The 22,363-nt window shown below is 57.9% G+C and carries 22 protein-coding genes and 1 other annotated feature; of the genes, 12 read left to right on the forward strand and 10 right to left on the reverse strand.

Translation table 11 applies throughout. The annotated features are described in order from the left end of the window. Positions 1-4: 4 nt before the first annotated feature. The 3 genes from IRT44_RS00710 to rpsD all read left to right on the forward strand — a co-directional run bounded on the left by IRT44_RS00710 (position 5) and on the right by rpsD (position 3,188). Positions 5-859: a YcdB/YcdC domain-containing protein gene (locus tag IRT44_RS00710; RefSeq protein WP_230077266.1), complete on the forward strand. Its 855-nt coding sequence runs from the start codon at positions 5-7 to the stop codon at positions 857-859. Further along, positions 856-2,274 carry an S-layer homology domain-containing protein gene (locus tag IRT44_RS00715; RefSeq protein WP_230077267.1) on the forward strand — a complete coding sequence of 473 codons (1,419 nt, stop codon included), beginning with the start codon at positions 856-858 and terminating at the stop codon, positions 2,272-2,274. The genes IRT44_RS00710 and IRT44_RS00715 overlap by 4 nt, the downstream gene beginning before the upstream one ends. Before the next feature lie 317 nt (positions 2,275-2,591). After that, complete coding sequence (rpsD, locus tag IRT44_RS00720; RefSeq protein ID WP_171567320.1) at positions 2,592-3,188, forward strand: 30S ribosomal protein S4; 597 nt, start codon at positions 2,592-2,594, stop codon at positions 3,186-3,188. Between the two features lie 93 nt (positions 3,189-3,281). On the opposite strand, the gene IRT44_RS00725 is transcribed toward rpsD, so the two are convergent. Further along, entirely contained in the window at positions 3,282-3,740 is a 459-nt protein-coding gene (locus IRT44_RS00725) for a DinB family protein (RefSeq protein ID WP_171567321.1), read from the reverse strand. A 200-nt stretch (positions 3,741-3,940) separates the two neighbouring features. Then, positions 3,941-5,212 carry a tyrosine--tRNA ligase gene (tyrS, locus tag IRT44_RS00730; RefSeq protein ID WP_171567322.1) on the reverse strand — a complete coding sequence of 424 codons (1,272 nt, stop codon included), beginning with the start codon at positions 5,210-5,212 and terminating at the stop codon, positions 3,941-3,943. 59 nt (positions 5,213-5,271) lie between these two features. Next, positions 5,272-5,489: a binding site (T-box leader), on the reverse strand. A gap of 120 nt (positions 5,490-5,609) precedes the next feature. On the opposite strand from tyrS, the gene IRT44_RS00735 reads away from it, so the two are divergent. From IRT44_RS00735 to IRT44_RS00750, 4 genes are all read left to right on the forward strand, one after another. Beyond that, positions 5,610-8,681: a transglycosylase domain-containing protein gene (locus IRT44_RS00735; protein ID WP_230077268.1), complete on the forward strand. Its 3,072-nt coding sequence runs from the start codon at positions 5,610-5,612 to the stop codon at positions 8,679-8,681. An 81-nt stretch (positions 8,682-8,762) separates the two neighbouring features. Beyond that, positions 8,763-9,395: an N-acetyltransferase gene (locus IRT44_RS00740; RefSeq protein WP_230077269.1), complete on the forward strand. Its 633-nt coding sequence runs from the start codon at positions 8,763-8,765 to the stop codon at positions 9,393-9,395. Positions 9,396-9,434: 39 nt separating this feature from the next. Then, positions 9,435-10,079 carry a CBS and ACT domain-containing protein gene (locus IRT44_RS00745; protein WP_171567325.1) on the forward strand — a complete coding sequence of 215 codons (645 nt, stop codon included), beginning with the start codon at positions 9,435-9,437 and terminating at the stop codon, positions 10,077-10,079. Further along, a complete protein-coding gene (locus IRT44_RS00750) occupies positions 10,076-11,233 on the forward strand; it encodes an acetoin utilization protein AcuC (RefSeq protein WP_212133097.1) in 1,158 nt (385 codons plus the stop codon). Before IRT44_RS00745 ends, IRT44_RS00750 begins: the two co-directional genes overlap by 4 nt. A gap of 97 nt (positions 11,234-11,330) precedes the next feature. Here the strand turns inward: IRT44_RS00750 and IRT44_RS00755 are convergent, their stop codons facing one another. The 4 genes from IRT44_RS00755 to IRT44_RS00770 form a co-directional block, all read right to left on the reverse strand. Next, positions 11,331-12,257: a 5'-methylthioadenosine/adenosylhomocysteine nucleosidase gene (locus IRT44_RS00755; protein ID WP_230077270.1), complete on the reverse strand. Its 927-nt coding sequence runs from the start codon at positions 12,255-12,257 to the stop codon at positions 11,331-11,333. Between the two features lie 54 nt (positions 12,258-12,311). After that, positions 12,312-13,322 carry a catabolite control protein A gene (gene ccpA / locus IRT44_RS00760; RefSeq protein ID WP_171567328.1) on the reverse strand — a complete coding sequence of 337 codons (1,011 nt, stop codon included), beginning with the start codon at positions 13,320-13,322 and terminating at the stop codon, positions 12,312-12,314. A gap of 114 nt (positions 13,323-13,436) precedes the next feature. Beyond that, positions 13,437-13,745 carry a metal-sensitive transcriptional regulator gene (locus IRT44_RS00765; protein WP_171567329.1) on the reverse strand — a complete coding sequence of 103 codons (309 nt, stop codon included), beginning with the start codon at positions 13,743-13,745 and terminating at the stop codon, positions 13,437-13,439. A gap of 130 nt (positions 13,746-13,875) precedes the next feature. Further along, positions 13,876-14,973 carry a bifunctional 3-deoxy-7-phosphoheptulonate synthase/chorismate mutase gene (locus tag IRT44_RS00770; protein WP_171567330.1) on the reverse strand — a complete coding sequence of 366 codons (1,098 nt, stop codon included), beginning with the start codon at positions 14,971-14,973 and terminating at the stop codon, positions 13,876-13,878. A 254-nt stretch (positions 14,974-15,227) separates the two neighbouring features. Between IRT44_RS00770 and IRT44_RS00775 the strand changes: the two genes are divergently transcribed. Then, positions 15,228-17,405 (forward strand): cell division protein FtsA, encoded by a 2,178-nt coding sequence (locus IRT44_RS00775; protein ID WP_230077271.1) that lies wholly within the window; start codon positions 15,228-15,230, stop codon positions 17,403-17,405. Between the two features lie 155 nt (positions 17,406-17,560). Here the strand turns inward: IRT44_RS00775 and ytxJ are convergent, their stop codons facing one another. From ytxJ to IRT44_RS00790, 3 genes are all read right to left on the reverse strand, one after another. Continuing rightward, positions 17,561-17,887, reverse strand: a complete 327-nt coding sequence (gene ytxJ, locus IRT44_RS00780; protein ID WP_212133100.1) for a bacillithiol system redox-active protein YtxJ — start codon at positions 17,885-17,887, stop codon at positions 17,561-17,563. A 202-nt stretch (positions 17,888-18,089) separates the two neighbouring features. Further along, a complete protein-coding gene (locus IRT44_RS00785; protein WP_230077272.1) occupies positions 18,090-18,470 on the reverse strand; it encodes a hypothetical protein in 381 nt (126 codons plus the stop codon). A gap of 223 nt (positions 18,471-18,693) precedes the next feature. Beyond that, a complete protein-coding gene (locus tag IRT44_RS00790; RefSeq protein WP_171567334.1) occupies positions 18,694-18,918 on the reverse strand; it encodes a hypothetical protein in 225 nt (74 codons plus the stop codon). A 173-nt stretch (positions 18,919-19,091) separates the two neighbouring features. Between IRT44_RS00790 and IRT44_RS00795 the strand changes: the two genes are divergently transcribed. Beyond that, positions 19,092-19,187: a YjcZ family sporulation protein gene (locus IRT44_RS00795; protein ID WP_029098693.1), complete on the forward strand. Its 96-nt coding sequence runs from the start codon at positions 19,092-19,094 to the stop codon at positions 19,185-19,187. Positions 19,188-19,356: 169 nt separating this feature from the next. Next, complete coding sequence (locus tag IRT44_RS00800) at positions 19,357-20,469, forward strand: aminopeptidase (RefSeq protein WP_171567335.1); 1,113 nt, start codon at positions 19,357-19,359, stop codon at positions 20,467-20,469. Between the two features lie 100 nt (positions 20,470-20,569). Here the strand turns inward: IRT44_RS00800 and IRT44_RS00805 are convergent, their stop codons facing one another. After that, positions 20,570-21,106, reverse strand: a complete 537-nt coding sequence (locus IRT44_RS00805; protein WP_171567336.1) for a PadR family transcriptional regulator — start codon at positions 21,104-21,106, stop codon at positions 20,570-20,572. A gap of 224 nt (positions 21,107-21,330) precedes the next feature. Between IRT44_RS00805 and IRT44_RS00810 the strand changes: the two genes are divergently transcribed. Continuing rightward, a complete protein-coding gene (locus tag IRT44_RS00810) occupies positions 21,331-21,897 on the forward strand; it encodes a S1C family serine protease (protein WP_212133101.1) in 567 nt (188 codons plus the stop codon). A 25-nt stretch (positions 21,898-21,922) separates the two neighbouring features. Further along, a complete protein-coding gene (locus IRT44_RS00815) occupies positions 21,923-22,243 on the forward strand; it encodes a winged helix-turn-helix transcriptional regulator (RefSeq protein WP_304415198.1) in 321 nt (106 codons plus the stop codon). Positions 22,244-22,363 lie beyond the last annotated feature (120 nt).

The raw sequence follows: 22,363 nt of genomic DNA on the forward strand, positions 1-22,363 counted from the left end.
GTACATGAAACCATGGATCATCCGATCGGGATCCGTCGTGCTGAGCGCTGTCCTGTTGGCGCCTGCCGCCCAGGCTTACGCCGCGCAGCTGCTGCCGGCCGAAGCTCCCGTCCAGGCCACACCGATCAGCGCCCCGGCAGGCAATCAGCTGACCGATGCCGCCAGCAAAGCCAAACTCTCCAAGGAGGCAGCGCTGAATATCGCCAAAAAACTGGTTCCGCAGGGACTGGAGCTGGAAAACGTGTCGTTCCGTTCTGCCGACATCTGGCGTACGTTTCCGGAATGGACGTTTATCTGGGTGAAAAAAGACCAGAACGAGATTGCGTACTCCTATACTGTCAGCATTCACGCCGACAGCGGGGAGCTGACCGGCTATTCCCACTACCAGCAACATCCGTCCAAACCCGCCTATGCAGACCGCGTGTCGTATGCCGAGGCACAGGAGGCGGCGGAGCAGTTCCTCGCCCGTCACAACCCGGCTAAAGCGAAAGCGACCCGTCTGTATACGCGGGATCTGCCAGTGCCCAAAACGCCGCTTGATTCCAATACCTCCTACACATTCCGGTTTGTCCGCCTGGTGGATGACGTGCCGTTCCCCGACAACAGCGTGGAGATCACCGTCAACGCTGCCGGTACAGTCACCGGTTACACGCTGAGTTGGAGTGACGGCGTCCGCTTTGAAAAACCGCAACGGATGCTGTCGCCCGAAGAAGCTGCCGCGCTGTTCAAGCAGCATGCCAAGGCAAAGCTCTCCTACGTGCTTCCCTGGGATGCGCGGGGGAGGAGCGAAACAAGCCGATTCTGGCATATGAGAACCCGTTCACCTTTTACCTGGACGCAAAAAACGGTACGCCTTTGACGGACTCGCTCGAGCCGCTCAAACCTGAGGCGGAGACATCACCCGCAAGCAGCAAGCGCCTGTCCCCGCGCCATACGGGCAGTGCGCTCACCCAGGAAGCTGCCGTGCAGTTGGCAGAACGGACGTTTGATCTCTCCGGATACAAACTGCGTGCTGCCTCCTACAACGAAAAGGACTCCAACGGCAGCCGGCCGGTCTGGAACCTGGAATACCAAACAAAGAACGCCAACGGCCAAAGCTATGTCTATATCGCCATGGACGCGCTCAACGGAGACGTGTACCACTTCAGCAAGAACAACCAGCTGCCGGAGCCTAAAAAGGACGCGGCCAAAAAAGCAGACGCAAACAGCTTGAAGAAAAAAGCAGCGGAAGTGATCCGCTCCTGGACGCCGACCTGGGCCGACCGGCTCTATGTGACGGAAACAACAGAACTGAAACCGGACGCCGAGCGGTACGAGGTGCGGTTCCAGCGGCTGGTCAACGGCATTCCCGCTGCCACCGGCTCAGCCAGCGTCTCATTTGATGCTGCCACCGGCGAAGTGCTCACCTACAACACGCATTTTGGGTCCGAGACCTATCCGTCCCAGGTACCGAAGCACCGCTCCGCCGCGGAAGCATTGGCAGCCTGGGAGAAGGAAACGGAAGTGGAAGCGGTCTACATGCTCGAGCCCTTGCCGGATGACGCGGTCGCTTTCCGCGCTGAAAAAGCCGTTACGCTGCCGGAACGCAAGGCAAAGCTGGTGTATCGGGCCGCAGTGACGCCGCTGGATCAGCCGTACGTCTATGACGCTGTCAGCGGCGACTGGCGCAGCCTGTCGACGGGCAAGCCGATCCAGCTGCATCGTCCCGCCCCTGCCGACCTGAAGGGGCACCCAGCCGAGAAAGCGCTGATGCTGATGTACGAGTACGAGGCGCTCTCCCTGATCGACGGCAACATCATGCCGGAGCGCAGCATTACCCGCGGGGAAATGATCCAGATGCTGATGCTCAGCCTCAATCAAGGACGGGTACTGCCCGTGGCCGCCGGACGAAAAGCGAGTTTCAGCGACGTCGCCAGCACGTCCAAATACTTCGCCGCTGTCGAAGCCGCAGTCGATCGCGGCCTGCTGGACAAAAACTCCCCGTCGCTGAAGCCGGATGAGACGATCACACGGGAAGAACTGGCGGACATGATCGTCCGCGCCCTGGGATACCGCAAACTGTCGGAACACGCTGAGATGTTCGCGACGAAGCTGACCGACATCGACCAATCCACCCACCGCGGCGCCATCGTGATCGTGTCGACGCTGGGCATTATGACGCCCGCCAAAGGGGAGTTCCAGCCGAAGGGCAGCGTCTCCCGGGCTGATGCTGCCGTCGCGTTTGCCCGTTTCCTGGAAAAACGCAGCGAGCTGGAAGAGAACCGCACGTTTTAACCGGCTTAACTGGCAGCTGCACCAGCAGCCAAAAACGCAGCCGGGGCGGACCCCATGAGGCCGCCCCGTTACATTTTCCTTGACTTTGCGCGCTCCAAGACTATAATATTGGATGTATGTGTACAGGGTAGCATTGATTGCAGGTAAAAACGGAAGTGTCACCCTCTCTTAGTTTCATCCCTTTACAGGCTGCGGCTGAACTACCTGTGAGGAGCACGATGCGGAAACGCTACCGTCCGAAGTTCGTGTAGGTAAAGATGGAACTAGCCTTCCGGAAGTAAACACCTGTGAATCCCATTTTAAAGGAGAATGAAAACATGGCACGTTACACTGGTCCACGTCACAAACTGGCTCGTCGTCTGGGCATCTCCCTGGATGGCACTGGCAAAGACATCAAACGGAATTACCCGCCTGGCCAACACGGCCACAGCCGCCGCAAACTGAGCGAGTACGGCATCCAGCTGCAAGAAAAACAAAAACTGCGCCACATGTTCGGCGTGAGCGAAAAGCAATTCCGCCGCACGTTCGAGCAAGCTACCAAAATGCACGGCGTTGTTGGCGAAAACTTCATGAAACTGCTGGAGTCCCGTCTGGACAACGTGGTATACCGCATGGGCTTCGCGCCGACTCGTCCGGCTGCGCGCCAACTGGTTAACCACGGTCACTTCCTGGTAAACGGCAAAAAAGTGAACATTCCTTCCTACCGCGTACAACCGGGCGACGTGATCAGCGTTCGCGAGAAGTCCCGCAACCTGCAAATCATTAAAGATTCGCTGGAAGCGCGCAACTTCCTGCCGAACTACATCACGTTCAACGACAACGCAATGGAAGGTACGTTCAACCGTCTGCCGGACCGCGAAGAAATGCCGGCGGAAATCAACGAAAAACTGATCGTCGAGTTCTACAGCCGTTAATCTTTGATAGAGAAAAAGAAGTCGGGTTATCCCGACTTCTTTTTTTTGCCAAAAGCAAGTACCTGCTCCCATCCGGCTTGCTCATCGGGTCCGTCAGCTCATCGCCGCTTTGACCCGCTCGATCTGCCTGAGGTGATCGCGGATGTGGTCGACGTACTTTTGCAGCAGCTGGGCAAATGTCATGGGGCCGGCTTCCGAGTGAATGCCCACCCGCTGCCAGTCGTCTTCCGTCAGTCTGGACAGGACAGGCAAAAAGCTTTCCCGCAGAAACTTGAACAGCAGCAGGTATTGCCCGGCGTCCAGTTCATGGTAGCGTAATTGGGCAGCCCATTTGTCCTGGTCAAAGGCGGTCAGCAGCGGCCGATCCTCAGCCAGAACCGTTTTAAACCGATGAAGCCCGACAATCTCTGAGTCAGTCACATGCACGATGATTTCGTGGATGCTCCATTTGCCAGGTGCCGGCCGAAAGCGCATCTGCTCCTCGCTCAAGCCGTCGATGGACGCCCGCAGCAGTTCGTATCCCTGTGCGTATTCGTGTATCAGTTCTTTCATCCTTCCACTCCCTCCATGAACAAGCGTTACACTCATTGTAAAGAAAGGACGAAATATTTACAAAACAAACCCGATCTCTTGCCTGCAGCCGACGCAGACGCCAACAGCACGATCCCCGTCAACAGGACAAGATGCCTTGCCTCCCATAATAAAAAGCAGTCCGCTCGGAAAAATTCCGCACGGACCGCTTTTTGCCTTGTCTACACCAGTTTCACCTTTGCAAACTTCCGCTTGCCCACCTGGACGACCATGCCGTCCGCAAGCGGCACGCTTTGATTAATGTCGGCCACTTTCTCCTCGTTTACCTTGACCGCTCCCTGCTGCACCATGCGGCGGCCCTCCCCCTTGGAGTCGACCAGCTTCAGGTCAAACACGAGGTTGACAATGTTGGCCTCGCCGTTTTCGTACGCTGCCAGATTCAGCTCCACTTCCGGCAGATCGGTCGGCAGGGCGCGCTGCTGGAAGACGGTTTTGAAGTAGGTCTCCGCCTCTTCAGCCGCCTCCTCGCCGTGGAACATGCGCACAAAGGTTTTCGCCAGCCGCATCTTGGCATCACGCGGGTGCACGCTGCCGTCGGCAAGGCCGTTCTTCAACGCTTCCAGTTCCTCGCTGGAAATGTCGGTCGCCAGTTCGTAGTAGCGGAGCATCAGCTCGTCCGGCACGGACATCGCCTTGCCGTATATTTCGTTCGGCGCTTCGTTGACCCCGATGTAGTTGCCCAGACTCTTGGACATCTTCTGCACGCCGTCCAGCCCTTCCAAGAGCGGCATGGTGAGGATCACCTGCTGCTCCTGGCCGTACTCTCTCTGCAGGTGGCGCCCCATCAGCAGATTGAACTTCTGATCGGTGCCGCCCAGTTCCACGTCGCTTTGCAGCGCCACCGAATCGTAGCCCTGCATCAACGGGTAGAAGAATTCATGCAGCGAGATGGCCTGGCCGCTGTTGAAGCGCTTCTCGAAATCGTCCCGTTCCATCATCCGGGCCACCGTGGTCCGGGCCGCCAGCTGCACCACGTCGGCAAACGTCAGCGGCGCCAGCCAACTGGAGTTGTAGTGCACTTCCACGCGGCTGGCGTCCAGCACCTTGCCAAACTGCTCCACGTAGCTTTTCGCATTCTCCTTCACCTGTTCCTCGGTCAACTGCTTGCGCGTCTCCGACTTGCCCGTCGGGTCGCCGATGCGGCCGGTGAAGTCGCCGATGACCAACTGCACGGTGTGGCCCAGTTCCTGGAACTGACGCAGCTTTTGCAGCACGACCGTATGGCCGACGTGAATGTCGGGAGCGGACGGGTCCAGTCCCAGCTTCACTTTCAGCGGACGGCCGGTCGCGACGAAACGCTCCAGCTTGCGGCGCAGCTCCTCCTCTGGAATAATCTCCACAGCACCTCGGCGAATCACCGACAGCTGGCGTTCCACTTCCTGCTTCTGCGCTTCTGTCAGCGCGTATGTCTCATTTGTCTGTTCGACACTCATCCCAGTACAGCTCCTTTTCTTTGATCCATACTTGCATAAAATAAAAAAACCCGCCCCAATTTAGGGACGAGTCTGCACCCGCGGTACCACCCTAGTTGAAAAGATGCGCACGGCATCCTTTCCGCTCATCGCACAGGATAACGGTCTGCTCCGTCCGGATTGTCCGGAAGGCTCCCGGTGTGTACTTCGCGATGTGGAAGGGGCTGGTTTGCACCGACCACCAGCTCTCTGACAACTCCGCTTGTCACTCGCTACTGTCACCGTTCGACGCCACGGTCTTCTGTAAACACGTATACTGCTATTGTTGCACAGCGGCTATTTCATGTCAACGGCGCGCTTCTATCCTCCCGATCCCGCCTATGGTATAATCAGGATAACACTAGGGGGTCGTAGAACTATGTCGAACAAGCACTCTTCTTCCTCTGAACCAGCCAAGCGCAAGCGCCGCCGCGGCCGCAGGCGGACGATCCTGCTGCTGGTCAAGGGTCTGCTATTGATGGGGCTGTTGGGCGTCATTCTGGCCGGAGGTGTTGTGTTAGGCTACGTTGCTGCGCTCGTCAAGGACGAGCCTGTGCGCAGCCGGGAAGAACTGCAGCAGAAAATCTTCACCAATTACCTCACCGGCTTCGCCTATTACAACGACGGTTCGCTAATCGGACAGCTCCGCGCGTCTGAAGGGGACCGGCGCCTGGTGAGAAAATCGGAAGTCTCTCCGTATCTGATCAACGCCATCATCGCCACCGAAGACAAATACTTCTTTCAGCACAAGGGTATCGTGATCCAGTCGACGCTGCGCGGCGCCTTGCAGGACTTGACCAACCAGCCTGTCGTCACCGGCGGCAGCACGCTGACCCAGCAACTGGTGAAAAATACCATCCTCTCGCATGAAGTGAGCCACATGCGCAAGGCGCGGGAAATCTTCAACGCGATGCGTATCGAGCGGATGTTTTCCAAGGACCAGATTCTCGAAGCCTACATGAACGAGATCTACCTCGGGAAAAATGCCAACGGCTCCAATGTCTACGGCGTCCAAGCAGCGGCCAAGGGCATTTTCAACAAGGACGTGAAAGACCTCGACCTGGCGGAGGCCTCCTATCTGGCGGGGATGATTCAAAACCCTGGGGCGTACTCGCCGTTTAACAACGAAGGATACAAACGCGGAAAGGATCGCCAGAAGATGGTGCTGGACCGGATGATGGAAAACGGGTACATCACCCAGGCTCAGTACGATGAAGCACTGGCGTCCGATCTGAAGTCGCGGCTGGCCAAACCGGCGAAGCAGGCGTACCGGGAAGTGCCGTTCCTGATGATGGAAATCGAGGAGCGGGCCGCCCGCGCGCTCGTCGACGCCGAATTAAAGGAAAAAGGGCGGGACAAGTCCAGCGTCGAGCGCAACGAGTACCGCCAACTGATCGAAGAGAAGCGCCGCGACATCCTGCGCAACGGCTACAAGGTGTACACCACGATCAACAAGGACGTCAACACGATCATGCAGGCCGTGGCCCAGGACCCGAAAAACTTCGGAAAAACCGCGACGTACACGATTCGCCGCGCCAACGGCAAGACGGAAAAAATCGAGAACGCCCTGGAAGAAGTCGGGGCCATGCTGATTCACAACAAAACCGGCGCCATCCTCGGCATGATCGGCGGACGGGATTTCAACGTGGAACAGACCAACCACGCCACCGTTCCCCGTCAGCCGGGTTCGGCCATGAAGCCGCTGGCTGCCTATGCGCCCGCGTTTGAACTGGGACTGCTGCAGCCCGGTTCGCCGATCGACGATTCGCCCGTGCTGCTGGCAGACGGGAAAACCGGCTCCCACCTGCCGATGAACTGGAACAACAAGTTTCACGGTATCATGAGCGCCCGCGAAGCGCTGCGGATGTCCTGGAACATCCCGGCGATCAAGACGTACCTGAAGGTGGGCATCCCGAAAGCGCTGGATTACGTGAAAAAAATGGGCGTCACCACCTTGGTCGACAGCGACAATTACGCCGCCACAGGGGTGATCGGCGGGCTGGCGTACGGATTGACGGTGGAGGAAATCACCAACGCCTACGCCACCTTTGCCAATCGCGGGTCATTTGTGGACGCCTACCTGATCGAGCGGATCGAGGACAGCCAGGGCAGGGTCATCTATCGGCACGAAGCAAAGCCGGTACAGGTGTACAGCGAGCAGACCGCCTACCTGATCACCGACGTGCTCCGATCGGTGGTCAACGCCGGCACCGGGACCCACATCCGTCAGTACGTTCCGCGCAAGGTGGACATCGCCGGCAAGACGGGGACGACCAACAACAACAACGACTTGTGGTTCGTCGGTTACACTCCCGAACTTTCCATGGGCGTCTGGATTGGGTTCGATGAGCCACATCCCATTCCTGACCGGGACAAGAACGTGCCGATGGCCGTGTGGGGCAAGATCATGAAGCAGATTATCGACAAACACCCCGACTTGTCGCCGCCCGACAAGACCTTTGCCAAACCGGCCGGCATCGTCACCGCCACCGTAGACAGCAAGTCCGGACTTTTGCCGAGCGAACTGTCCAAACAAGCGGGCCATTTGATCACGGATCTGTTCAACCAGAAGTACCTGCCGACGAAAACGGATGACTCGCATCAGAAAGCACGCGTCATCCTCTACAACGGCGAGCGCTACCTGGCCAAGGAAGGAACGCCGGACGACTTTGTGTCAGAGGGCATCTTCTTCCGCTCACCGGACCCGCTGCCCGACAGCGAGCAGCTCGCCAAAGACAAAAAGGCCAACGTCAAGCCGCTTGATTGGGAGCAGCGCCTCCCCGAAAAGGAAGATCCCAGGACCGAGGTGGCCGGCGCTCCCGCCGCTCCGACCAACGTCACCGCCGTCCAGTCCGGCAAGCAAGTGACACTTTCGTGGAAGTCGGGCGGCGAAGCGGACCTGATCGGCTACCGGATTTACCGCGCCAACGGGTCAAACGGCTTCGTCCGCGTCGCCACGGTGAAAGACCCGGCCGTGCTCAGCTATACGGATGCGTCGGCAAACGGCGGACGATACTACGTCACTGCCGTGGACATCACAGGCCAGGAGTCGGCGCCGTCAGCGGCAGTCTCTGCCGGAAATTCCACAGGCACGTGGGAGGTCCCAACCGCCCCCGGCCAAACGGAATCGCCGCTCCCGGAGCCAAACGACCCCGGCATCGGAAACGGCGGAGACCCAATCGCCATGCCGCCCAGCGCGCCCAAGTCTTTGACGCTGACAAAAGTTCAGGGCGGCTGGAAACTGCAGTGGAAGCGCAACAGCACAAACGAACAGGTCATCGCGTACAACGTCTACTTCAGCCCGGACCCGGCAACCGGATACCTGCTCCTGGAGTCGGTGACCGGCACCAGCTATGTGCACATGAGCGAAGACAACAGCGGCACGTATTACATCACTGCCGTCAACAGTTTCGGAGAATCGCCGCAATCGAACAGCGTTGCCGCCCACTAAACGACGTATGATAGGGATAGAGAGGTGAACAAGAGATGGTTTTGCTGCCATCTCTTGTTTTCTAAACCAGGAGGTGCGTCAATGAAGCACGTCAAGCGCTATCATTCACAGCAGCTCGTCGCCGGCGGAAAGCGGCTGCTGGTGGAGGGGCCCGTCGAACCGGAACGTCTCGCCTCCTTCCGCTTGGACGAAGGGCTCAAGGCGTTTCGCATCCCCGAAGAGCAGCACAAGGCCCTTGTGGAAATTGCCGCCCTGCCGGAGGGACGGATCATCGTAGCCCGGGAAGCGGACCTGGTGCTGGGCTACGTCACGTTTCTCTATCCCGACCCGCTTGAGCGCTGGTCGCAGGCCCAACTCCCCGACCTGCTCGAGCTGGGGGCAATCGAAGTAAGCCAGGCCGTCCGGGGCGGCAGTGTCGCCAAGACGATGCTGCAGGTGGCCTTTATGGACGACGCGATGGAAGACTATATTGTCATCACGACGGAATATTACTGGCATTGGGACCTGAAAGGAACAGGGCTGGATGTGTGGCAGTACCGAAAAGTGATGGAAAAGGTAATGGGCAGCGTCGGCATGGTCTGGATGGCGACGGACGATCCGGAAATCTGCTCCCATCCGGCCAACTGCCTGATGGCCCGAATCGGCAGTCGGGTCCCGCCGGAGAGCATTGCTGCTTTTGACGCCATGCGCTTTCAACACCGCTATTTCTATTAGGAGTATTTGGAGCGCCAGGAAAAAGGGGGAGTTTTGCCCATGCGAATCGAGAAGATCATGCGCCGACGGGTCGTCACTGTCCATCCCACCACCAGTATCGGCGATGCACTGAAACTGCTGCGGGGCAACCGCATTCGACATCTGCCCGTCGTGGACCAGGAGCGTCTCGTGGGAATCATCTCCGACCGCGACCTGCGCGATGCCCTCCCGTCCACGCTGCTTGCGCACGACGACGATCACACTGTCCTGCAAAAACCGGTGGCGGACATCATGCAGCGCCAGGTGATCACCGCCCATCCGCTCGATTTTATCGAAGACGCAGCAGTGCAAATTTACGAACACAAGGTAGGATCGCTCCCGGTCGTGGAAGGAAACCGGCTGGTCGGCATCATCACCGAATCAGACCTGTTCAACAGCCTGATCGAACTGTTTGGCGTGAACAAACCCAGCTCCCACATTGAGGTGGAGGTAGACGACCGCGTGGGCATGCTGGCGGAAGTCAGCCAGGTGATGCGCGAAGCCCAGGTGAATGTCTGCAGCGTGGTCGTCTTCCCCGGGGACCAGCCGGGCAGGAAGAATCTGGTCTTCCGCGTCCAGACGATCGACCCGCGCCCCGTCATGGAACTGCTGCGCAGCAAGGGCTTTGCGGTCGTCGCTCCCGGGGAAGGGGGGGAGGGGCGTTGAGCCGGAACGCTCGTCTGATCTACTCTGCCGATTACACCCGCTACTACTTTCACGACGAACATCCGTTCAACCAGCGCCGGTTGCTGCTGACCTACGATCTGATGAGCGCCTACGGTTTGATAAACGACGCCGACATCCTGCCGCCGCGGCTGGCGACCGACGAGGAACTGGCGCTGATCCACGATCCGCGCTACATCCAGTTTGTCCGGCAGCAGGGGGAAAGTGACACCGAGCTGCCGCTGGCGGCCGGGTACGGGATTGGCACCGAAGACGTCCCCTTCTTCCCGCAGATGCACGAGGCCGCCGCGCTGATCGTCGGCGGCACCTTGCAGGCGGTGGACGCGGTGATGAACGGACAGGCGGAGCATGCCTTCAACCCAGCGGGCGGACTGCACCACGCCTTTCGCGGGAGGGCATCCGGTTTTTGCATCTACAACGACTGCTCCGTCGCCATCGCCTATTTGCGCCAGCACTGGGACGCCAGGATTCTCTATATCGACACCGACGCCCATCACGGGGACGGTGTGCAGTGGGCCTTTTATGACGATCCCAACGTCCTCACCGTCTCCCTGCACGAGACCGGCAAATACCTCTTTCCCGGCACCGGCAGCCTGACGGAACGGGGAGAAGGCAGCGGCTACGGCTATTCGGTCAACATCCCGCTGGAAGCGTTTACAGAAGATCAGTCGTTTTTGGACATTTACCACGAGTTGATTCCCAAATTGGCGCGCGGCTTCAAGCCGGATGTGATCGTGACGCAAAACGGCTGCGACGCCCACACCTACGATCCGCTTACCCACCTCTCCTGTTCGATGCGCATCTATCAGGAAATTCCCCGGCTGGCTCATCGGCTGGCGCACGAGTGGTGCCAAGGCCGCTGGATTGCCGTGGGCGGCGGAGGCTATGACATTTGGCGGGTGGTGCCCCGCGCCTGGACATTGCTCTGGAGCGAGATGACCGATCAGCCGCTCGCGGACGGCCCGCTGCCGGAAGCGTGGCGCTCCCGCTGGCAGCCGCTGAGCGAACTGGAGCTGCCGACCCGGTTGTTTGACGATCCGTTTCCGCCCATCCCCCGCCGGGCGGAGATCACGGAGAAAAACCGCATCACGCTGGAACGGGCGCTGATGTACGCGCCGATCGAAACGGATAGCTGAGCGGACAACCGGCGTGCCGGTATGAAGGGCATGCAGGGCGCACCATATGAAAAACCGGTCTCTCCCGCGAGAAACCGGTTTTTTCATGCGTGTTTCACTATGAACGGCTCAGCAGCTTTTCCAGCTCGTCTGGCTGAAAGCCTTTGACTGCTTTGTCGCCGACCACCGTCACCGGCACGCCCATGAATCCGAAGCGCTCCACTTCTTCCTGGTAGGCGCGGCTGGTCATCACGTCCCGCACTTCAAATGCGACGCCTTTGGCGGTCAGCCACTGTTTCACCATGTCGCAGTCGATGCAGTTTTTGGTGGAGTACACGATCACGCCAGGCGTCATCGCGCGCAGCATCCGGCTGACGATCGCGTACGAACGCTGCGACGCCAACCGGGTAAACTCCGCGAAGTTGACGTGTGCAGAACCGTCGGCCTTGTCCGACATGGAGCGAACAATCACAAACGGCACGCCGTTCATGGCGCATACCTGCCCGACGGCTGCCCCTTCCATCTCTGTGCAGTGAGCGTCAAACTGCTCACGGAGCCATTTGACCTTTTCCCTGCTGGCGACGAACTGGTCGCCGGAGAGAATTCGCCCGCTCGCGACCTGCACGTCGTCTTCCAGATCCTTGCCCGCCGCAATCGCCAGCTCCCGCAGCGCCGGGTCGGCCTGCCACACCCATTGCTCGGTATACGGAATCTGGCCGGGGGCAAATCCCAGTGCCGTCACGTCAATGTCGTGCTGCACGCAGTCCGTGGAGACGACAAGATCGCCGATGTTCAGATCGGGGTGCACCGCTCCCGCCACCCCGGTGAAAATGATCCGGTCCACCTTGAACTGATCGATCAGCATTTGCGTGGTGACAGCGGCGTTTACCTTGCCCACCCCCGATTTACAGAGAACGACGGATGTTCCCTCCATCTCTCCCTCGTGGTAGACAATGCCCGCCTTCTCCGTGCTGACCGTGCCGGTCATCGCTTCCAGATACAGCGCAATTTCCTCGTCCATCGCGCCGATAATTCCAATGCGCATCGCTTCGTTCCCTCCTGCTCCTCTTGCTGTCAAACACTTGTTCCTCTCGGCGCTTTAGATTTCTCGCGGCCGGGTGCTTTCGCGGTATTCAATACGGTGGGGCAGCAGCACAACGTGCTCCTCCACGTGCTCGTTGTTCATGTACTTGGTCAACAGGCGCATCGCCACTGCTCCGATGTCGTACATCGGCTGGACGACCGACGTGAGCCGCGGCCGCACCATTTCCACCAGGCGGATGTTGTCGTGCCCGATCACTTCGATGTCGCCCGGTACGTTCAAGCCGGCATCCTGGACGGCGTGAATCGCCCCGATCGCCATTTCGTCACTGGCAGCAAAAATGGCGGTCGGCGGGTCGGACAGCTTGAGAAACTCCCCAGCCGTACGCAGCCCTGATTCGTAGAAGTAGTTGCCGTGGGCCACCAATTTTTCGTCATGCGAAATCCCGGCGTCGGCCAGCGCCTTTTTGTAGCCCTCGTAGCGCATCAGACCGCCCAGCGGGTCATTGATCGGACCGGTGATCATCGCGATCCGCTTGTGCCCGTGTTCGATCAGCGCCTTGGTGGCGTCGTAAGCCGCCTGGAAATGGTCGATGGTGACGGACGGCAATGTGTTGTCCGCATCACGCGTGGCCGCCAGAACGATCGGCACCTGTGCGCTGGTGAACGCCTGCAAGTGGTCTTCCTTGATTTCCGCTCCCATGAACAAAAGGCCGTCCACTTGTTTTTCCAACAGTGTGTTGATCAACTGCAATTCCTTTTCCATGCGCTGGTCCGAGTTGCACAGGATGATGTTGTACTTGTACATGGTGGCGATATCTTCAATGCCGCGTGCCAATTCGGAAAAAAACAGACTGGAGATGTCCGGGATGATGACACCGACCGTCGTTGTTTTCTTGCTGGCTAATCCGCGCGCGACTGCGTTGGGCCGATATCCGAGACGTTCGATCGCAGCCAATACTTTTTTTCGCGTCAATGGTTTGACATTCGGGTTTCCGTTGACAACCCGGGAAACCGTCGCCATCGAAACTCCCGCTTCTCGTGCCACATCATAGATAGTAACCGGCATCACATACCCTCACTTTCCCCATAATATGGTTTTCATGATCATTTTCATAAATGTATGCACTTATGATACGACAAGCCGTGCCCGGTTGCAATCGTTTATCAGGCGAGCGGCCCCTCATCTCATCAGTTTGTTCATCGTTTTCAAAAGTTCGTCAATAACCTCGCTGTCTCCCTGTTGAATGCGGTCGATGACACAGCTTTTCATGTGCCCTTCCAGCAGCATTCTGCCCACCGCATTCAGCGCCGACTGAGCCGCCGCGATCTGATTCAGGATGTCGTCGCAGTACACGTCCTTTTCCACCATGCCGCGGATGCCGCGAATTTGTCCTTCCACCCGGTTCAGCCGGGAGATGAGATTGCTCTTGATCTTGTCCGGCCGCGGCGTGGACCGCTCCGGCGCACAGCAGTGCTCCTGTTCACTCATCCGCTTTCGCTCCCTTCAGCCATGTCCTCTTGTGCTTAGCTTACTGGTTGGGACGTGTTTCGTCAAATGAAGAGGGCCCTCCCGCCGATCGGAAGAGCCCTGGACACTTATTTTATGCAAGACGGACGAATCAGCGCTGCACCGTTGGCGTTGCTTCCTTGTACAGACCGGATGCGAGCAGTTCGTCGAGGATGTGGTTGAACTGCGGGATGTTGACCTGCTGCTTGGCGTCGGACAGAGCGACGTCCGGATCCGGGTGCACCTCGATCATGATGCCGTCCGCGCCGACAGCAAGACCGGCCTTGGCCGTAGGCAGGAGCAGATCGCGGCGACCGGTGGAGTGAGTGACGTCGACGAATACCGGCAGGTGGGTCTCCTGTTTCAACAGCGGCACGGCAGAGATGTCCAGCGTGTTGCGGGTCGCTTTTTCGTAGGTGCGGATGCCGCGCTCGCAGAGCATCACCTGCTTGTTGCCCTCGGACAGGATGTACTCCGCAGCGTAGATGAACTCTTCGATCGTCGCCGACAACCCGCGCTTCAGCAGGATCGGGTGGTTGATCCGGCCGGCCGCTTTCAGCAGCTCAAAGTTTTGCATGTTGCGGGCCCCGATTTGAATGACGTCGATGTAGCGGGTGGCCAGTTCCAGGTCAGCGGGATTGACGATTTCGCTGATCGTCACCAGGTTGAATTCGTCCCCGATCCGCTTGAGAATCTCCAGGCCTTCCACGCCCAGGCCCTGGAAGTCGTACGGCGAGGTACGCGGCTTGTACGCTCCTCCGCGCAGCACGCGAAGACCGCGCTTGACGTGATTCTCCGCCACGGCGCGCACCTGCTCGTAGCTCTCCACGGAGCACGGGCCGGCGATCATGATCGGACGGCCTCCGCCAAACTCCACGCCCTTGATCGTGATCACAGTGTCTTCCGGCTGTTTTTTGCGGCTGACCAAAAGAACCTTTTTATTGTCGTCTTTCATCAGATCGAGCGACGCCTGGAAAATTTGCTTGAACAGATGGCGGATCGTATTGTCGCTGAACGGACCGTTGTTGTTCTCCACCAGCTGGGTGAGCATTTGGCGCTCCCGTTCCGGATCAAAGGGGTTGACGCCCTGCTTTACTTTCTCTTTGCCCAGCTCCTGAACGAGTTCGGCCCGCTTGTTGATCAATGCGAGAATCTGCAGGTTGATCTCGTCAATCTGTTTGCGCATGGTTTCGATTTGGTCGTGTGCCATCTTCGCTCCACTCTCCTCGTCTTCTTTGTTCTCACCACAATAAATTAGGGTTATTATAATCAATCAAATTGCCCTTGTCAGCAGTTTAGCGCCAAAAAGCATGAAAGTAAATTGCAAATTTGTTTTAAAACGTTTGCAATTTTTCCTCTTGTCGAGAAGATTGCCTGTTTCGACAGGATTCTCCGCACTTCGAGTCGAAAACATTCCCGAAGTGATTTCCCGGATTTTCCTATGGAATGAGGAGTGACCTGATTTTGTCGGACATTGTGCAAACAGCTTCGGATGAGCTGATCTTTGCTTTGGATATTGGGACACGCAGCGTAATCGGGCTGATCGTCGAGCCTTCGGGCGATCGGTTCCGCATCATCGACTGCGCCATCCGTGAACATGACGAACGCTCCATGCTGGACGGACAGATTCACGACGTCGACGCCGTCGCCAAAGTCATTCGGCAGGTCAAGGAGCAGTTGGAAGAAACGCACGGCTCACTGAAACGGGTGGCTGTGGCGGCGGCCGGCCGTTCGCTGCGGACGCGGCGGGTGCGGATGGAGATGCCGATTGCCCCGCACGCAACCATCTCCCGCGACGACGTGCTGGCCCTGGAGTTTTCCGCCGTTCAGGAAGCCCAGGCCCAACTGGCCCATGAACTGAACGAACGGGACGTCACCCGCTACTACTGCGTTGGATACAGCGTCGTCAACTACTACCTGGACGGCGAACTGATCGGCAACCTGCTCCACCAACGCGGGGACACTGCCAGCGTCGAGGTGATCGCCACGTTTTTGCCCCGCGTGGTCGTGGACTCGCTGCTGGCTGCGCTGAAGCACTGTGACCTGGAAATGCAGGCGCTGACCCTGGAGCCGATCGCGGCGATCAACGTGCTGATCCCTGTCACCATGCGCAGGTTGAACATCGCGCTGGTGGACATTGGCGCCGGCACTTCCGACGTGGCCCTGACCGAGGAAGGGACGATCACCGCCTACGGCATGGTGCCGGTAGCCGGGGACGAGATTACCGATGCCCTGATGAACGCCTTTTTGCTCGACTTCCCAATGGCAGAGGAAGTGAAGCGGGCGCTCTCTTCCAGCGAAACGGTATCGTTCACCGACATACTCGGGATGGAGCACAACCTGTCGTCTGCCGAGGTGGCAGCTGCCATCGACAGTGACATCCGCCACCTGGCTGTCAACATCGCAAACAAAATCCTGGAACTGAACGGCAAGCCGCCGCAAGCCGTGATGCTGATCGGCGGGGGCAGCCTGACGCCTAGACTGACAGAACGCGTCGCGGAAGCGCTGAAGCTGCCGCCGTCTCGCGTCGCGGTCCGGGGCGCAGATGCCATCCGGCAGTTTGTGGACGAACATCCAAACATCACCGGACCGGAATTCGTCACACCGGTCGGCATCGCCGTCGCGGCGCGCCGCCATCCGGTCAAATACGTGACCGTCACCGTCAACGACGCGCCGATCCGCATCTTCGACCTGCGCAACATGACGGTCGGCGACGCGCTGATTGCGGCCGGCATGGACATCCGCCGTCTCTACGGCCGCCCCGGCATGGCGATGTCGCTGACCGTAAACGGCCGAATCAAAATCATTCCGGGCGGCCACGGCACCCCGCCCGTCATCGAGAAAAACGGGGAAGCGTCGGGGCTGGACGCCCCCGTGGCGGACGGCGATGTGATCGTCGTCGTGCCCGGTCAGGACGGCCGCGAAGCGGAGGCGCGGGTGCTGGATCTGCTGGACCGCCTGGACACGCTGGAGCTCACCTGCAACGGCCAGCCGCTGTCACTCGGCCCCATCGCCCTGGTCAACGGCGTGCGGCAACCGCTGGACGCCCCTCTCGCCGACCGCAGTGAGCTGGAGATTCGTCTGCCCGGCACGGTGGAAGAGGTGCTGCGGGAAGCGGGGCTGCTCCCGGACGGAGACGAAGCAGCGCCGCCTCCCCTCCGGTTCAGCGTCAACGGCCGCTCATACACCCTGCCAACCCGCAACCTCCGGGTGGAGGTAAACGGCAAACCGGCCGCACTGGACGATCGCGTGCGGCAGGGCGATGAGCTGGCATTCCGGGTGGAAGAACTGACGATTCCCGCCATCCGCGACGTCATTCCTCTCGAGGAGTGGGGGCAGGAGACGATCACCGTCCACTTCAACGGTCAGCCTGTCGTGCTGCCTGTGGGCGGCGTATCCGTCACGGTGGACGGCCGACCGGCACAGGCGGACGATCCCGTCCGGGACGGCGCGGTGATTACCGTAAAGGCAGCCGAGCCCGTCGCGCCCCTGTTCAGTGACGTTTTCCGCTATGTCGACGTCCCGCTGGAAAAGCCGACGGGCGAAGGCAACTTTCGCCTGGTGACGCTCGTCAACGGGGAGCCGGCTTCGTACCACACGGTGTTAAAGAACGGCGACAAACTGGAACTGTATTGGGAGTAACCGTCTGCTCTCACAAAAAAACGGGTGCGGCCCTTACAAGCCCACCCGTTTTTTTGTGCAGTTTCACATTCGCGGCGCCACCCTGGGACGAGGCCGACAGCGAAGACAGGCGGACGCTTGCGTTCGCCCCTCCCCCGCCGTTCGCTGCATCCGCTCTAGCCTTGCACAGCCTCGCGGATGGCGTCCTTGGTAATTTTCCAGTGGGAGGTGTGCCATTTTACCTGGCCGTCCTCCAGCAGAAAAATCTGCGGGGACTCGTGTTTGATGGCAAAGCGCTCCTCCACCGCGTTGGAGACAGGACGGTCCTCGCGCACGAGAATGACCGCCGCGGGAAGTTGCTGTTCGCTGAGGAACGCCTGAAACTCTTCATAAGCGGTCGTGCTGATCGGGCAGATCGTGCTGTGCTTGAACAGCAGCCGTTTGCCCGCGCCCGACACGAATTGATCCAGTTCCTCCAGCGTGTGCAGTTGTACTTCCGTCACGAAGAATCGCTCCTCTCACATCTGGTGCATGCGTCTACCAGTATACGGAATCGCATCGGCGAAGTCTACGTTTCCCGTGCGATACAGCCCGCAGGCCAGCGCGCGGCGATATCTCGTAAATGCAGCAGAATTCTTACGGCACAGCGAAAAAAGAGCCGTCCTTTCGTGAGGACAACCCGGTTCGCCTAGACCATGATTTTCGTCAAACGCTGTCGCAATTCGTGCATCCATTTCTGGTCCCCAGCGATCGGGCCAGCAAAAACAGGTCCAACAATTCGTTCACCCGCTCCTGCAACGCCTCTCGCACAGTCGCATCCTCTTTCTCTTTGGCGATGAGCACCATCAAATGGGAAAGTTCTGACACGTCTTCAAAATTAATCGATTGGCGCTGCGGATGTTGGCCCCATTCCTCCATCAGTTTCTTCAGATCAGCTTTGATGACGTCCACCACCTGGGAATGGCTGCAAGCATCGTTTTCGCAGACGTGTACCGGCACGTTCATGATTTTCACGCGGCCGCGGTACACGACGTTGCGCAGCACGAGCTCCATGCCACTTCCGCAGCGGCTGCATTTCTTGTACATGGGTTCACCTCTATCCGCATCTGTGTACTCCCCCTACGTATTCGAGCCTTCTTTCTGCAATCCTGCCCAAAACGAGGTGGTACTTGGTGGATGGATTGACATTCCCAAGCAGAAAAAAACGCCCGGCGGCTGACCTCCCGCCGGACGAAAGAACAAGACCGGACAGGGATCAACCGCCGGGCGCAGCCACCAAGCGGCATCGCTTCGGCAACACTGCCGACGATCAAGCGTATATGGCGTTCACTTTCTCGCAATGCGGGCAGACAGCCACTTTTCCGGAACGGCCCAGCTCGTCCTCGACGCGATAGCCGGTGATTCGCTCGGAGAAGCAAAACAGGCATTCCGTGTTAAAGTCCATATCGTACTGTGCCTTCCATACGATCGATTTAAAATCCTCGCCGACGCTGATCAAAATCGTCGGAGCCTCGTGAAGCAAAGCTCTGCGCATGACAACTGCCATCCTTTCATATCGCGTAGTCTTTACGTATCCTCTAGCTTTTCCATGTTTTCAGAATAATATACTTCCCAAAAATGGGCATTTGCCCGTTACGGCTCTGTGTGAAAACCCATATGTTATGGGTGTAAGCACAAGAGGCTTAACAAACAAAAGGAGGATGTTTGATGAGCAGCATCTTTAACGGCGACCTGGACGATTTCACTCTGGTGTTGATCCTGTTCATCCTGCTGGTGATCGTTGGTTGTTCCTGCGACAATTAAAACGGTAGCGCACATCTGCGCCAATCATAGCATATACATTAGCACCGAATCCTGCACAGCGCGTTTCATACGCACGCTACCCTGACCACGGGTAGCTTTTTTCTCGTCGATTTGTGTACAATATTTACAATACATACTAGTGCAATGGAAAGTGAGGTACGTCTGTGCAATGAAAGATCCCCGTATCGAAAAACTGGCCGATGTGCTGGTGAACTACTCGACGCGCGTCCAGCGCGATGAAAACGTTCTCATCTATGCGATCGGCGAGGTAAGCGAACTGGTTCGCGCCGTCATCCGCAAGGTGTACGAGGCGGGCGGCAACCCGTACGTGCAGTTGATCGACCAAGCGATCCAACGGGAACTGCTGCTTGGCGCAAATGAGACGCAGTTGGGCGTGATGCGCGATGCAGAAGTTTCCTTCATGAAGCAAATGGACTGCTACATCGGCATTCGCGGCAGCGACAACATCAGCGAGCTGTCCGACGTACCGGGGGACAAGATGCAGCTCTACAACAAGCTCCTGCTGCGTCCCGTACTGGACGTGCGCGTGCCGGAGACCAAGTGGGTCGTGCTGCGCTACCCCAATGCGTCCATGGCCCAGTTGGCCAACATGAGCACCGATGCTTTCGAAGACTTCTATTTCAAGGTCTGCACTCTGGATTACGGCAAAATGGACAAGGCAATGGACAGCCTCGTCGAGCTGATGGAAAAGACGGACAAAGTGCGCATCACCGGCCCGGGCACCGATCTGACCTTTTCCATCAAAGGCATTCCGGCGATCAAGTGCTCCGGACAGTCCAACATCCCGGATGGCGAAGTGTTCACCGCTCCCGTCCGCGACTCCGTCAACGGCGTCATCAGCTACAACACGCCGTCGCCGTACCAGGGCTTCACGTTTGACAACATCAAGCTGACCTTCAAGGACGGCAAAATCATCGACGCGACCGCCAACGATACCAAACGGATCAACGAAGTGTTCGATACGGACGAAGGTGCGCGCTACATCGGGGAATTTGCCATCGGGGTCAACCCGTACATCCAGAACCCGATGAAAGACATCCTGTTTGACGAAAAAATCGACGGCAGCTTCCACTTCACACCCGGTCAAGCCTACGATGAAGCGTTCAACGGCAACAGGTCGTCCATCCACTGGGACCTGGTCTGCATCCAGCGTCCGGAGTGGGGCGGCGGCGAAATCTGGTTTGACGACCGCTTGATTCGCAAAGACGGCCGCTTTGTCGTTCCGGAGTTGGAATGCCTCAATCCGGAAAATCTGAAGTAACGATGCAATCGCCGCACAAAAAAGCGAAGGGACGCAAAATCCCTTCGCTTTTTTATCTGCTCTCTTAATTCGCTGCGGCCCGGACAGTCTCGTCCGTTCCCTACAGGGGACAGGCGGTCTGTTGTTTCAGCAGAGCCGGCATGTGTTGTTCCAAAAACGCAATCGTCGTCTCCAGGTGGTGGATCGTGTACTCCCAGCAGAATCGCTGGTACTCGTCAAGGTGCTGCTGCAGATCCTGGTACGAGTGTCTTGTGTGCTTGAGCAAGTCCCGCTGCATCTCCAGACAGTCCTGCATCAGTTCCCTTTGCTCCTCTGGCGTGCGGCTCTTGCCGAAAAAGATTTTGACCAGCATGTCGGACCGCAGCACCGGCGGCAGTATCGGAGTCAGCATCTCCTTGCGAAACGCCTCCCGACCGGCCTCCGTGATGCTGTAGAGGATCTTGTTCGGCTTGCCCGACTGGATGACTTCCCGTTTGGTTACGTATCCTTCGTCCTCCAGCTTGCGGAGCGCCGGGTAAATGGCACCGAAGCTGGCGTCATAGAAAAAGCCGATGCTGTTGGAAAACGCCTGTTTGATATCGTACCCACTCATCTCTGTGTAACTCAAAAACCCGAGAATAATTGTTTTGACATCCATCTCTCTACATCCCTCCAACACGCTGTCTGCACTGTCGAATGCGCTATATGTTCGAAATATTCTATATAAGTATTATAAGACCTTTATTATGATTATACCAATCCTATTTCTTTATTATATCAATTAAAATTATTGATATATCCATCTCGTAAATATTTGGGCGTCCCTTCCTCCCTGCTGTGCCATAAGATGATACATACCTATCTGCTGTGGGGGGAGATACCGTGAAAAGTAAAAAATGGTCCCATTACACCAAAGTCAAGTACCCTGTGAGCAGCAGTTTACATCCTCTCAACTTTTTCGTGCCGATTGTGGAGCGCGTCAAGGCAGGCGTCGTCTCCATTGTGACCGAGGATACGCCCCACGGGCACAAAATGGAATCGCTGATCCGCAGTCTGATCACCGACGAGTCGCCACTTCCCTCCGAGCGGAGTTACGGCTCCGGTTTTATATTTCATCCCAAAGGATACATTCTCACCAGTGAGCACGTGATAGGAAAATCGCGGACCATCTACGTCAAACTGTACAACGGGAAGGTGTTTGAAGCACAACGGGTGCTGACCGACCGCGTTCGCGACTACGCTGTTATCAAGATCGACGCGGATTGCAAGCTGACCCCGCTGCGGCTGGGCAGTTCAGCCGACACGAAGGTGGGCGAATGGGTCATCAGCATTGGTTCCCCGCCTGCCGCCATAGCGGCAAACCGAGGACTAAATGGCGAGTGCCGCTTGGGAGTGAATGCAACTTACCTTTCTCAAGTATGTATGTTACAATTAAGGACAACACAATAAGCTGTTTCGCAGAGGTGACACCGACGTGGGTCAAGAATTTGCTGGCGAGCAAATGTGCCCGAAGTACGAAGGGGCCATGAACATTCTCGGCAAGAGATGGACCGGACTGATCATCCATGTGCTGCTGCTCGGGGCTGTCCGTTTCAAGGACATCCGCGAAATGGTGCCGCACATGAGCGATAAAATGCTGTCGGAACGATTGAAAGAACTGGAGGAACTGGGCATTCTGGAACGCAAGGTGTTTCCGGAAACTCCCGTCCGCATTGAATACCATCTGACGGAAAAAGGAAAAGATCTGCGCCCCGTGATCGAATCGATTCACGCTTGGGGCCAGAAGTGGATATAGTCGGCTGCACCGGCTGTCCGCGCCCCGCTAAAGTCCCGCCAGGAACGTCGGCGGGGCTTTTTTGGCTGTCCAGGCATATGCACCGCTTCCCTGCTGTAGACTCTACCATCCGCGATGAGG

The sequence above is a fragment of the Brevibacillus sedimenti genome, from assembly GCF_020923495.1.
Lineage (GTDB): Bacteria > Bacillota > Bacilli > Brevibacillales > Brevibacillaceae > Brevibacillus > Brevibacillus aydinogluensis.

Bases quoted from the DNA above. Each gene is read 5' to 3' on its own strand.
- tyrS (WP_171567322.1), bottom strand. From the start codon at position 5,212: ATGAGTGTCGAACAGACAAATGAGACATACGCGCTGACAGAAGCGCAG.
- IRT44_RS00735 (WP_230077268.1), top strand. From the start codon at position 5,610: ATGTCGAACAAGCACTCTTCTTCCTCTGAACCAGCCAAGCGCAAGCGC.
- IRT44_RS00765 (WP_171567329.1), bottom strand. From the start codon at position 13,745: ATGAGTGAACAGGAGCACTGCTGTGCGCCGGAGCGGTCCACGCCGCGG.
- IRT44_RS00745 (WP_171567325.1), top strand. From the start codon at position 9,435: ATGCGAATCGAGAAGATCATGCGCCGACGGGTCGTCACTGTCCATCCC.
- IRT44_RS00770 (WP_171567330.1), bottom strand. From the start codon at position 14,973: ATGGCACACGACCAAATCGAAACCATGCGCAAACAGATTGACGAGATC.
- IRT44_RS00795 (WP_029098693.1), top strand. From the start codon at position 19,092: ATGAGCAGCATCTTTAACGGCGACCTGGACGATTTCACTCTGGTGTTG.
- ccpA (WP_171567328.1), bottom strand. From the start codon at position 13,322: ATGCCGGTTACTATCTATGATGTGGCACGAGAAGCGGGAGTTTCGATG.
- IRT44_RS00710 (WP_230077266.1), top strand. From the start codon at position 5: ATGAAACCATGGATCATCCGATCGGGATCCGTCGTGCTGAGCGCTGTC.
- rpsD (WP_171567320.1), top strand. From the start codon at position 2,592: ATGGCACGTTACACTGGTCCACGTCACAAACTGGCTCGTCGTCTGGGC.
- IRT44_RS00805 (WP_171567336.1), bottom strand. From the start codon at position 21,106: ATGGATGTCAAAACAATTATTCTCGGGTTTTTGAGTTACACAGAGATG.
- IRT44_RS00755 (WP_230077270.1), bottom strand. From the start codon at position 12,257: ATGCGCATTGGAATTATCGGCGCGATGGACGAGGAAATTGCGCTGTAT.
- IRT44_RS00725 (WP_171567321.1), bottom strand. From the start codon at position 3,740: ATGAAAGAACTGATACACGAATACGCACAGGGATACGAACTGCTGCGG.
- IRT44_RS00790 (WP_171567334.1), bottom strand. From the start codon at position 18,918: ATGCGCAGAGCTTTGCTTCACGAGGCTCCGACGATTTTGATCAGCGTC.
- IRT44_RS00785 (WP_230077272.1), bottom strand. From the start codon at position 18,470: ATGTACAAGAAATGCAGCCGCTGCGGAAGTGGCATGGAGCTCGTGCTG.
- IRT44_RS00740 (WP_230077269.1), top strand. From the start codon at position 8,763: ATGAAGCACGTCAAGCGCTATCATTCACAGCAGCTCGTCGCCGGCGGA.
- IRT44_RS00800 (WP_171567335.1), top strand. From the start codon at position 19,357: ATGAAAGATCCCCGTATCGAAAAACTGGCCGATGTGCTGGTGAACTAC.